10 protein-coding genes are annotated in these 12,357 nt (G+C 42.7%); all 10 read left to right on the forward strand.

The genetic code is table 11. The features are described 5' to 3' along the window. Positions 1 to 24: 24 nt before the first annotated feature. The 10 genes from nqrF (at position 25) to ampE (ending at position 12,289) form a co-directional block, all read left to right on the forward strand. Positions 25 to 1,248 carry an NADH:ubiquinone reductase (Na(+)-transporting) subunit F gene (gene nqrF / locus J1N51_RS12235; RefSeq protein ID WP_208831541.1) on the forward strand — a complete coding sequence of 408 codons (1,224 nt, stop codon included), beginning with the start codon at positions 25 to 27 and terminating at the stop codon, positions 1,246 to 1,248. Between the two features lie 7 nt (positions 1,249 to 1,255). Then, positions 1,256 to 2,296, forward strand: a complete 1,041-nt coding sequence (locus J1N51_RS12240) for an FAD:protein FMN transferase (protein ID WP_208831542.1) — start codon at positions 1,256 to 1,258, stop codon at positions 2,294 to 2,296. 2 nt (positions 2,297 to 2,298) lie between these two features. Continuing rightward, positions 2,299 to 2,553, forward strand: a complete 255-nt coding sequence (gene nqrM / locus J1N51_RS12245) for a (Na+)-NQR maturation NqrM (protein WP_208831543.1) — start codon at positions 2,299 to 2,301, stop codon at positions 2,551 to 2,553. Positions 2,554 to 2,716: 163 nt separating this feature from the next. Continuing rightward, complete coding sequence (locus J1N51_RS12250; RefSeq protein WP_208831544.1) at positions 2,717 to 4,177, forward strand: MFS transporter; 1,461 nt, start codon at positions 2,717 to 2,719, stop codon at positions 4,175 to 4,177. A gap of 130 nt (positions 4,178 to 4,307) precedes the next feature. Further along, positions 4,308 to 5,372 (forward strand): DNA polymerase IV, encoded by a 1,065-nt coding sequence (gene dinB, locus J1N51_RS12255; RefSeq protein ID WP_208831545.1) that lies wholly within the window; start codon positions 4,308 to 4,310, stop codon positions 5,370 to 5,372. Positions 5,373 to 5,570: 198 nt separating this feature from the next. Further along, on the forward strand, positions 5,571 to 7,109 hold the full coding sequence (locus tag J1N51_RS12260; protein WP_208831546.1) for a M17 family metallopeptidase: 1,539 nt from the start codon (positions 5,571 to 5,573) through the stop codon (positions 7,107 to 7,109). A gap of 50 nt (positions 7,110 to 7,159) precedes the next feature. Beyond that, positions 7,160 to 8,014 (forward strand): MBL fold metallo-hydrolase, encoded by an 855-nt coding sequence (locus tag J1N51_RS12265; protein ID WP_208831547.1) that lies wholly within the window; start codon positions 7,160 to 7,162, stop codon positions 8,012 to 8,014. Between the two features lie 70 nt (positions 8,015 to 8,084). Next, entirely contained in the window at positions 8,085 to 10,808 is a 2,724-nt protein-coding gene (locus J1N51_RS12270) for an ATP-binding protein (protein WP_208831548.1), read from the forward strand. Between the two features lie 34 nt (positions 10,809 to 10,842). After that, positions 10,843 to 11,391, forward strand: coding sequence for a 1,6-anhydro-N-acetylmuramyl-L-alanine amidase AmpD (ampD, locus tag J1N51_RS12275; protein WP_208831549.1), 549 nt, complete (start codon positions 10,843 to 10,845; stop codon positions 11,389 to 11,391). A gap of 49 nt (positions 11,392 to 11,440) precedes the next feature. Continuing rightward, the gene (gene ampE, locus J1N51_RS12280; protein ID WP_208831550.1) at positions 11,441 to 12,289 is read left to right on the forward strand and encodes a regulatory signaling modulator protein AmpE; all 849 of its coding nucleotides are present in this window, start codon (positions 11,441 to 11,443) and stop codon (positions 12,287 to 12,289) included. The last annotated feature ends 68 nt before the right edge of the window (positions 12,290 to 12,357 follow it).

Below are 12,357 nucleotides of genomic sequence, written 5' to 3' on the forward strand. Positions count from 1 at the left end.
AGATAAGAATTAAAGGAAAGGTCGATGGAAATTATTCTCGGCGTATCGATGTTTACCGCTATCGTACTAGTGCTAGTTATGGTGATTTTATTTGCCAAATCTAAGCTAGTTTCGACGGGTGACGTTCGAATCTTAATAAATGAAGACGAAGAGAAGTCTGTTACAGCCTCTGCTGGCGGTAAGCTTCTTAACGTTTTAGCTGACAAAGGTATCTTCATCCCATCTGCGTGTGGTGGTGGTGGTACATGTGGTCAGTGTCGTGTACACGTTCATTCAGGTGGTGGTGATATCCTTCCAACTGAAGAAGGTCATATTACTAAGCGTGAAGCTAAAGAAGGTTGTCGTTTATCATGTCAGGTTGCTGTTAAGCAAGACATGGAAATCGAACTTGAGCCAGAGATCTTTGGTGTTAAGCAATGGGAATGTGAAGTTATCTCTAACGATAACAAAGCGACCTTCATCAAGGAATTAGCGCTTAAAATTCCTGATGGTGAAAGCGTTCCATTCCGTGCCGGTGGTTATATCCAAATCGTTGCTCCACCGCATCACGTTAAATACTCAGACTTTGATGTTCCAGACGAATATCGTCCGGACTGGGAACGTTTCAACTTCTTCAGCATCGAGTCTAAAGTTGATGAAGAGACAATCCGTGCATACTCGATGGCGAACTATCCTGAAGAGGAAGGTGTCATTATGCTTAACGTACGTATTGCGTCGCCTCCGCCAAACAACTTATCACTTCCTGCAGGTAAGATGTCTTCATACATCTGGAGCCTTAAGGCTGGCGATAAAGTTACGATTTCTGGTCCATTCGGTGAATTCTTTGCGAAAGACACTGATGCAGAAATGGTATTCATCGGTGGTGGTGCAGGTATGGCGCCAATGCGTTCACACATCTTTGACCAATTACGTCGCTTGAAGTCAGATCGTAAGATTAGCTTCTGGTACGGTGCGCGTTCTAAGCGTGAAATGTTCTACGTTGAAGATTTCGATGAGCTTCAAGCTGAGAACGAAAACTTCGAGTGGCACGTTGCACTTTCAGATCCTCAACCAGAGGACAACTGGGAAGGCTACACAGGTTTCATTCATAACGTATTGTATGAAAACTATTTACGTGACCACGAAGCACCTGAAGACTGTGAGTTCTACATGTGTGGTCCTCCAGTGATGAACGCTGCGGTAATCAACATGTTGAAAGACCTAGGCGTTGAAGACGAAAACATCTTACTTGACGACTTCGGTGGTTAATAATCAGATGACTCGTAATAAAGTCTTATTAGCATGGCTGGCCCTTATCGGGCTGGCCATTTTGCTTTTTCTTCCCCGCGAAAATTCGAATGAAGTTCAACCTGTTTTACTTCAAGGTAAAACCATGGGGACAACTTTCAACGTAAAGCTGTATCCAAAACCAGAACAACTTCAAAACAACAATCTGTTCGAGTTGGTTAACGATGAGCTGATTCGAATTAATAGCTTGATGTCGACGTATATTGAAGACTCAGAGTTAAGCCGTTTAAATCAAGCGAAGGCTGGTGAGCCAATGCTGTTGTCTGCTGACAATATGATTGTGCTTAATGAGTCACAGCGTTTATTTGAAGCGAGTGGAGGTGCCTTTGACGTTACTGTGGGTCCTCTTGTTAACCTTTGGGGCTTTGGTCCTGATGGCCGTGTAACGACACAACCATCAGAACAAGCTTTAATGGCAATAAGAGATCGCGTTGGTATGGATTTACTAACAATAGAGGGTAACTCTGTCACCAAACAACACGATAACCTGTACGTGGACTTTTCATCAATTGCTAAGGGGTACGGTGTCGATCAAGTTGCTAATCTACTTGAAGGGTTGGGTATTACCGACTATTTAGTAGAAATTGGTGGTGAGATCCGTGTCTCTGGCCAAAAGCCGGATGGTTCAGCTTGGCGAATTGCGATAGAGCGCCCTATTGCCGAGGCACGTGAAGTGCAAATGGTCATAGAGCCTAAAAATCTAGCGCTGGCTACTTCAGGTGATTATCGCAATTACTTTGAAGTTGATGGAGTAAGGTATTCGCATACGATTGACCCAACGACGGGCAAACCGATCACTCACAACCTAGTTTCAGTTAGTGTGTTGCACCCATCTTCGATGACTGCGGATGCACTTGCGACAATGTTGACGGTTTTAGGTCCTGTAGCAGCGATAGAATATGCAGAGCAAGAAAACCTACCGGTTTACTTAATCGTAAAGACGGAGAAAGGATTTAAAGGTATAATGTCGTCTCGTTTTGAGGCTTTGTTCCCGGAAAATAAGGGCTAATTATGCAGATATTTTTTCTTACACTCGGTTTGTTATTGATTGTCTTTGTTGCAATGTCAGTGGGTTATGTTTTTCAAAAGAAATCATTAGCTGGAAGCTGCGGTGGCCTTGGTACTCTGGGCATCGATAAAGCCTGTGACTGTGATAACCCTTGTGAAAAGCGTCAAGAGAGAATGGCAAAGGAAGAAGCTGAAAAGCAAGCGCAAAGTCAACGCGCTGCAAAAGAAGAGAACTGGAAGAAAAACCAAATTCTATAATCCTTGCTTATCAATCTTAAAAAAAGAACCTTCGGGTTCTTTTTTTGTTTTATGAATACGTAGTCAATGCTTTTATACCTAAGTTCTACTCTGCCATTTTAAATTCTATCCGATACAATCAAACGTCAAATAAAAATAATATCGATAATAAATTGAGAACAAGATGTTAAAAATTCAACAGACTCTAAGTAAGCCGTTTTACATGCTACTTAGTTTGCCATCGACGGCAATGGGGTTTGCGCTTTCGGTTCAGATTTCGGCGTTAAGCTGGTTGCTTAGCACTCAATATGGCCTTGATATTCACGAGATTGGTATCGTTTGGGCGGCGGGTCCTATCGCTGGTATTTTAGGCCAAGTAATTGTTGGCTTTATTAGTGATAAAGTGTGGTTTTGGAATGGCAGACGTCGTCCCTTTATTCTTATTGGCGGTGTCCTCGCATCTCTGTCTTTGTTAGCACTTCCTAATATAGGGATCATCTCTGAATCTTTGGGTGGTGTAGGCATTATGGCAGTAGCGATTGCAATTGCCTTGTCTTTGGATCTGTCCATTAATGTTAGCTTTAACCCAACTCGCTCAATCATCGCCGATGTAACACCAGAAGGCGAAGCTCGAACTAAGGGTTACACCTGGATGCAAACTGTATCGGGTACCTTTGGTGTACTTGCGTATGTTATCGGTGGTTACTGGAATAACTTTGTTCTTATCTACTTTGGTGCGGCGCTCGTTTTGGTGTTTTCTATTCTGCCAACGTTGTTTGTCATAGAGCCTAAGACTCTGCCGAGCGAACAACAAGAATCTGCAGATACATCGACCAGCGGTAATTCTAACTCGTTTAATTTTGTCGAGATGTTAGTGGATATTAAGCCCTTGTGGGGTTTTTTGATCTATTCTATTTACGCAAGTGTTTTGCACTTAGCGGATATCAAAGTGGATCATTACTACGGTGAAATAGCGGCTTTACTCGTCACCTTATATTTTATTTTAGAGACACTACTCAAGCGCGAGTCGACGTTGTCAAATTCGGAAGCTAAACATTTAGGCTTCAAAAAGGTCCTTGCGGCGCATTCTTTTAGTTGGATTGGTATCCAAACAATGTTCGTTTTTACCTACGCCTTTTTGCAAGACAAAATGGGGTATCTAAGCAATGAGCAACTCGGCCAGACGATTTCTTACAGCTTTGCCATTTTAAACGGCGTCGCAGCGCTACTTCCGGCATTCGTGTTGGGCCCACTAGCTAATAAGTTTGGTCGAATCAAAGTCCATGCCGGCGCGTTGCTGTTTACTGCAACGTCGTATGCATTCATCGCTATGTTGGCGGACAGTCCAACTCATATGTATGTCTTTATGGCGACTGCAGGTATCGGCTGGGCAGCCGTTGTTAGTCTACCTTTTGCAATCATGTCCGAACGAGTTGAAAAAACCAAAATGGGTTTGTATATGGGCTTGTTTAACTTATCTGTGGTACTACCGCAATTAGTTGTCAGTCTTGGTATTAGCCTGTTTTTAACCAAAGTAGAAGACAAGTCGATGACCTTTGTGGTTTGTGCGTTTGCGATGGCGATTTCTGCGGTGTGTTGGTTGATGGTCAAAGAGACAGGATCTGAAAAGTCGGCCACGGAATAAGTTTGTAAAACGAATCGCTTGTCACTTTAAACTATATTGGTTTAAACTGTTTTTATATACAGTGCCTATTAACCAATAAGAGAATGCAAAGCTTAAAACAGCGCTTTGTGTAATTGAGAGTGGCAAGCTAATGGCTAATCGAAAGATCATACATGTTGATATGGATGCGTTTTTTGTCTCAGTAGAGATAAGAGACAATCCAGCATTAGCCAATAAGCCTGTTGCTGTAGGGGGACGTTCGGAGCGACGTGGCGTGTTGTCTACTTGTAATTATATCGCACGTCAGTTTGGTGTCAGTTCTGCAATGCCTACGGCAATGGCAATAAAAAAGTGCCCAGATCTAATTGTGGTTCCTGGCCGAATGGAAGTGTACAAAGAAACCAGCCAAACCATACGGCAAGTCTTTGAAAAGTACACCGACCTTATCGAACCTCTATCGTTAGATGAAGCGTATTTGGATGTTACCGATTGTCCATTGTTTCAAGGTTCTGCAACCTTAATTGCCGAGCAAATTCGTCAAGATATTTTTGAAGCAACCGGCCTAACTGCATCGGCTGGTATCGCACCTATCAAGTACATCGCCAAGATAGCGTCAGACTTAAACAAGCCCAACGGTCAATGCACTATCACACCCGAGCAAGTCTGGGACTTTATCGAAACAATGCCACTAAAAAAGATCCCCGGCGTTGGCAAAGTGACACAAGGCAAACTAGAAAAACTAAACCTACACACGGGTGGTGATGTCAGACGAAGTGACGAGTCAACGCTTGTCCGTCACTTTGGCAAATATGGTCGAGTTTTGTGGCAGCGATGTCACGGTATCGATCCTCGTAGAGTTGAAGTGAGCCGAATAAGAAAATCCGTAGGCGTAGAACGAACTTTTGAAACTAATATTTCCGATTTAGGTCAGCTAAAAGAGTTACTGAAGCAAAAGCTTTTACCTGAATTAGAAAAGCGAAGTGCCAAACATTTAGAGCAAAGAACCATCAGCAAAATAGGTATAAAGCTGAAGTTTGCGGATTTTCAGGTGACGACCAAAGAGCTCAAACACGACAACATCGAGTTACCGCTTTTTTTTGAGCTTTTAGAAGAGGCGGTTCAGCGGGGTGAAGGAAAGCCTGTTAGATTGCTTGGCGCCCATATTGGCCTTCAAGAGCAAGCCGATCCAAAACCGCAATTGGCTCTGTCTTTTTAAAATCTTAAAAAGGAGATATTGGGACACTGCAACTAAGTGATCGGACCGCTAAGTGGTAATTCAGGGTCAACTTTTTTCTGAGATTCACGTATCATCTTTCACAATCAACTCGTCTGACTTGAATTATTATCAATAACTTCAATACTCTGTATTCAGACAAGTAACATAAAAATTAGCGAATAAAAAAGCGAGAATATCATGCCTCACCCTATGCCATTGGCCGTTTCAGATTTAAATACCGCCCTGAATGATGCAAATTGGGATGCACTTGTCATTGTCGGCGAATCATTCGACCATACATTACCGACAGAACTGATCGAAAAAATTAACGAAATCAAAGCCGCTGACAATCGCGTCGGCAATACTCTGTTAACTTTTATTACTGACGTTGTCGCTCAAAAGCGAGTCGTATTAGCACCGACGGGTCCGCTAAACCGTTACTTTGACGATTCAAGACGTTACTACGACGCAGCTAAAAATGCAGCGTCGACTCTGTTAGCGATGGGTTCAACCAAACCCTTGTTAGTTGTCTTAGATAACGATGACATCAAATTCCAAAACGCAACACTAGTTTCTTACCTTGGATTTGGACAAGCCTTTTGGGAGCCGTTAGAAGCCCGTGAAGCACTGGGTGACTCAATTGAACCAGTAGCTATGGTTGGCGTTGTGGGTAACAACTTTGACGCAGCAGAGGCGGCTGCGATTGCCAACGGTCAGTACGTTGCGCGTGATTTATGTGGTACGGAACCAGAGCGTATGGCAGCTCCTCGATTTGCAGAATACTGCCAACAGCAATTTGAAGGTACAAACGTGTCTGTATCTGTTGTTGATGACATGAAAACACTAGAGACTGAGTATCCACTACTTTGGGCTGTGGCACGAGCTTCAATTCAAGTAGAGCGTCATCAGCCTCGTGTTATCCGCCTTGAATATGTACCAAACGGCAACATTGAGCAGACGTTAATGCTCGTTGGTAAAGGTATTGTGTATGACACTGGTGGTGCGGATCTAAAAACAGGTGGTCACATGGCCGGTATGAGCCGTGACAAAGGCGGTGCTGCCGCAGTAGCTGGGTTTATGAAAGCGGTCTCTGAGCTCGCCCCAGTGGGTATCAAAGTCGTTGCTGAAATTGCTGCGGTTCGAAATAGTATTGGTGCAGAAGCATTCGTCGCCGATGAAATTATTACAGGACATTCAGGGGTCAGAGTACGCATTGGTAACACAGACGCCGAAGGTCGTTTGGTCATGGCTGATTTGCTGTCTCGATTAAGAGAGGAAGCACTTGATGAAATTAATCCATCATTATTTACAGTTGCTACCTTAACAGGTCATGCGGCCCGTGCATTTGGTCCATACACTGCATTGGTTGAAAACGGTGTGGCTCGAGCGAATAACTTAGGCAATAAAATGGTAGAACAAGGTGATTTAGTAGCCGATCCGTGTGAAACGTCATTGTCACGTAGAGAAGACTATGACTTTGTTCGCCCTAGAACGAAAGCCGATGATCTTCTATCTTCTAATAACGGACCTTCAGCTACCACAGCACGTGGTCACCAATTTCCAATGGCGTTTTTGTCGATAGTGTCTGGGTTAGATAAACATGACTTAGATAGTGATCAACCTCTGCCTTATGTGCATATAGATATTGCCGGTTCAGGTGTAGATGGTGGTGATTGGCAACATGGTAAGCCTTCTGCAGCTCCGGTTTCAGCATTAGTGAAGACCTTTATCGGATAAACACGACACGGTGGTGTTCACTGTATATAACTACAAAACAAGGGAACAACATGAAACGATTTATTACTTCAGCAGTAACCATTGCCTTAGCAATGACATTAGGACTTAGCAACTCGGTCGCGAATGATCGATTCAAAGATGTTGAAATTAAGGCCAGCAAAGTAAGTGGCAATGTATACATGCTCGCCGGATTTGGCGGTAATATCGGAGTGTTGGTGGGCGATGATGGCACTTTAATGATCGACGATCAGTTTGAGCCTCTGGCGCCTAAAATTGAAGCGGCGATTAAAGAGCTGTCATCAAACCCTAAAGTTTCTTATGTAGTGAACACCCACTATCATGGTGACCATACTGGTTCAAATCCATACTTCTCTAAGTCGGCTAGTATGCTCGCTCACATGAACGTTCGTGAGCGTTTAGCTCGTAAAGGTTCGAGTGGCTTACCAGTGATTACGTACAACGACGGTGTCATGTTGCATTTAAATGGCGAAGACGTACACGTCAAACATTTGCCTGCAGGACATACCGATGGCGACTCTGTGGTTTTCTTTCCTAAAGCTAATGTGTGGCACTTAGGGGATTTATTTTTCAATGGTCTATTCCCTTATGTAGACACTGATGGCGGTGGCTCCGTTCAAGGTTATATGGATAACATTGAGTACTTGTTAACAGAAATCTCAGATGACGCAAAAATTATCCCAGGCCATGGACCGTTAACAGACAAAAAGAGCTTGGCTAAATTGTTAGCTATGATGGTGGCGACTAAGGCTGAAGTGGAAAAGATGAAGGCTCAGGGCCTGACCTTAGAGCAAGCCATAGCACAAGGCTTGGACTCAAAATGGAAAAAATGGGATTGGAACTTTATTACAGAGGAAAAATGGATTACAACCCTCTATAATTCGTAATTATATAAAAGACTTAGAGCGGGGCCTTACGGCCCCTCTCAATTTTTGTCTGAGCACATATTGAGCACTGATGCGATTACAACAAAAAGCGGTTTTATTTACATTACCCCTCATTTTGGTACCGACCCTAGTACTCGGCTTACTTTCTCTTAATTACACCTATAATGCTCAAAGTCGATTAGAGCGAGCAGCACTGCAAGAAGAAGTCGATCATCGCACAGATGTAATAGACAGTTTTGTGCAGACTGGCCGAAGCGCATTGGTGTCACTTGTTAATAACATCGATTTTCAACAGGCCTCGCAAGTTTGGGCCGAAACCAGAGATACAAACGTATTAGTCGAGGCAGCTCAAGAAAAAGTAAGAAGCTTTTTTGCATCCTATCCAAGTACGCTTGCCGTAAAGTTTTACGATAATAATCGCAACCTTGTACACGTTTTTAACAACCCGAATAATGATACTCCGCCAAGCGCGACGACACTACTCAATCAATACAGAGATTGGTTTTTAATTCCCCATGAACAAAATGGCTCGATGGCGCTAGTCAACCAAACCTTGTGGTTTTTAAATACTGGAAAACACCATTCAGAGCTACGTACCTTAGGATTTATTCAATTGGTAAAACAGCCAGATTGGGCGTCACTGCTGAACTTAAAAGACGAGAGTTCTGGGCTACTCAGTGAGCGGGAGAGAGTGATACTGGCTGACGTCGATGCAAATATTGTGTTGGCGCTACCGCGCGGAAATCTGGGGAACGAATTACCTAGACCTTTGTTTAATAAGCTCAAGGCAAGCGCTGTAAAGCACACATTCGTGTCTGTTAATGATGATTCGAATACCTTCAATTTTGCATCACGTATTATCGATGAGAAATACTTGCTGTTTTACGGTACACAACCAAGCCAACTGCTTGATTTTCACAGCTCCTATATTTGGGGAGCGGCGATTACTGTTTTACTGACCATTATTTTATCGCCCGTGTTGCTCCACTATAACTTTAATAAATTTATTGTTGGAAGAATCGAACGTTTAGCAAATGCAAAGCGTCAAGTTGCTCAGGGCAACCTTGACGTCAAACTAAAATCTGCAGCAAACGATGAAATTGGCGATTTGTTTGCTTCCTTTAACGTAATGGTACGTCAGCTGATTGTTTATCGAGAAAATGAACGCGAGAGTCGTTTACGACTTGAATACAAGGTTAAAGAACGGACAGAAGAGCTAGAAAAAACCAATCAAAGACTTGAGCAAACTAACTCTGAATTGGAGTCAGCAAAAGAGTTATCCGAGCAAGCTAATGAATTAAAAAGTGCCTTTGTCGCTAATATTAGTCATGAGATCCGCACACCATTGACCGCGATTTTAGGTTTTACGGAGCAAGTGTTATCAACTGAGATCCATTCTCCAGATCAGCGAGACTTACTCAATAGAGTATTGAAAAGTGGCCGTCATTTATTAGCTCTTATCAATGATATTTTGGACTTGTCAAAAATCGAGTCGAATAAACTTGATTTAGAGATCAGTGAAATCAACTTGTTCCAAGCATTGTCAGACGTCGAGTCCATTTTGAGCGCTCAGGCGAGTGATAAAAAATTAGGCTTCACTTTTAATTTTGATTATCCGATACCAAAGACCATAAGAAGTGATGCAACGCGGCTCAAACAAATTTTGTTTAACTTGATAAGTAATGCGATTAAGTTTACTGAGAAGGGAAGTGTAACTGTGTCAGTGGGTTTTGACCAAGACCAAGACCAAGGGCAAGTAATTGTTAAGGTCAAAGACACGGGTATAGGCATGACCAAAGAAGTACAAAAGCGAATATTTGCGCCGTTTGTGCAAGCTGACGTTAGTATTTCCAGAAAGTTCGGTGGCACAGGGTTAGGACTCGTTATCTCTAATAGTTTGGCGGGATTACTTGGTGGAAATATCAGCCTTGAGAGTGAGCCCGGCGTGGGTAGTGAGTTTACAGTTAGGTTTAAGGCAAATGGCGATGAACGTGACTTTACTCTTGATTTAGTTGAAAACAAAGATGAACTCCAAGAGATACTTTCTGAGATTTCTCAAGATGACACTAACGACAATACTCAAGTCAGTGGTCGAGTGCTGGTGGCCGAGGATGTCGAAGATAACCAACATTTGTTTGGCTTACTACTAAGATCATTAAACCTAGACTATGTGATGGTTGAAAACGGCCAAAAAGCAGTAGAAAAAGCATTAATGGAGGACTTTGACCTGATCCTCATGGATATGCAGATGCCAATAATGGGTGGGTTAGAGGCAACTAAACTTATTCGCCAAGCTGGAGTAAGCACACCAATATACGCTCTTACAGCAAATGTCATGACCGAAGACGTAGGTCGTCACATTGAAGCAGGTTGCAGTGGTACGATAGCCAAACCCATAGACAAAAAAGAGTTTGTTAAAGTCCTTACTAACGAACTTTCCGGTAGAGAAGACTCAGAACAAGAGATCATTTCGTCAGATCAAATGATTCAGTTGACCGAAAGCTATATTGCCCAATTACTTGAACAAATTGCTTTGTTAATGTCTATGACAGAACCCAAGGACCTTGCCGATTTGAGTGCAGAGTGTCACAAGATCAAAGGGTCTGCAGGTAGTTATGGCTTTATGGAATTGACTCAAAAAGCCAGTTTACTAGAGCGCCAGTGTCTTGAGTTAGCCGATAAAAATGATGATATTCAACATCATCAATGGCAGAACATTCTTGATGAAAAACAAGCCTTGATCGATTTAGCAAACCAAACTATTTCGGACTTTCGAGCAAATTCCGGCACCTAAACAAAAATAACAAAACAACAGGTCTGCAGATTAAATGAATGAGATTTGGTTAGATAGCGTAGAACGTTGTCCTAGTGAACATTGTGATGAACGAGAATGTACACTCACAGACATCGATGTTTTGGTGATCCACAACATCAGTTTGCCACCGGCGCAGTCCGAATCAGATTTTGATAATCGCTATGTGGAAGACTTTTTTACTGGTCAACTCGACCATTCATTGCACCCTTATTTTCAAGATATCGCCACGTTAAGAGTTTCTGCGCATTTATACATAAAACGAAATGGCCATGTCGTACAGTTTGTGCCACTTAATAAACGTGCATGGCATGCAGGAGTGAGTTGTTTTGAAGGCCGAGACAAGTGCAACGACTTCAGCATAGGTATTGAAATGCAAGGAACGGATGATATGCCGTTTACCGATATTCAATACCAAAAGCTGACCGAAATTACTCGGCAGATTCAGGATTTGTTTCCTAAAATCAATAAAAAGCATATTGTCGGCCATTCAGATATTGCCCCTGGTCGAAAAACCGATCCAGGTCCATATTTTGATTGGCAACGTTACTTGAGCGATTTATAGTCATACAAATAGGTTTGTGTTTTAGACACTTAAAAGGAAAAAGTTCGAAATGACACTGATTGTTTTACTACTGGTGCTCTTAGTTGAGCGTGTCGGCTTAAACTCTAATAGCTGGCAAGCTGATCGTTATGTGGGCTGGTACACCAATAAGTACGCAAATAAAGTAAAGGACGATGATAGTCTGTCATTGTTGTTTTTTATATTAATCCCCGCAATAGTGGTCGGTGTCGTTTTGTTTGTATTAGACAGTCGGCTACTCGATTTTATCGTCAGTTTATTGGTATTGGGTGTATGTATTGGACATTACCCGATTCGCAACCTGTATCGTCAATACTTAAATGCTAAAGAGCGCAATGACGAAGAAGCGATGGCAATATTGCACCAAAACCTTTCTAACAAAAACAGCCCTGACGATGTTAACGACACAATAGGTGAAACTCTTCTGTGGGCCAACTTTAAGTTTTATGCTGCGCCTATTTTTTATTATGTTGTGCTTGGCGTGCCTGGTGTGATCTTTTATACCACTTTACTGTTTGTCACCGATGAAGAAAAAATGGAAGACCACACGTCAAAATTAAAAACTTGGCTAGAGTGGGCATTTTTTGTTCCGGCGCGTTTAGTGAGCTTGGGGTTCATGTTTGTCGGTCACTTTGGCAGCGGCTTGGATGCATGGCTCAGACTGGCAGGTGCGGTAGAGCGTCCTTCTAGAGAGGTACTCACTGAAGTCGCTATGGCAGCAGAAGGACAAACCAAAGCCAATGACGATTCAGAACAAAATCCAGAGCAGAACTTAGATCGCATTCACAATGCCGAGTTAATGGTACGTTTGGCAAAGCGTAATATGGTGCTATTTTTAGTAGTGGTGGCATTACTTACTTTGTACGGTCAGATTGTATAACCTGCATCTGGTCGTGCCACTTTGCTGATGGGTTTACATTAAAAAAGTGAGCTGTTACGATCCGTCCA

Origin of the sequence: Psychrosphaera ytuae (assembly GCF_017638545.1) — a bacterium.
Lineage (GTDB): Bacteria > Pseudomonadota > Gammaproteobacteria > Enterobacterales > Alteromonadaceae > Psychrosphaera > Psychrosphaera ytuae.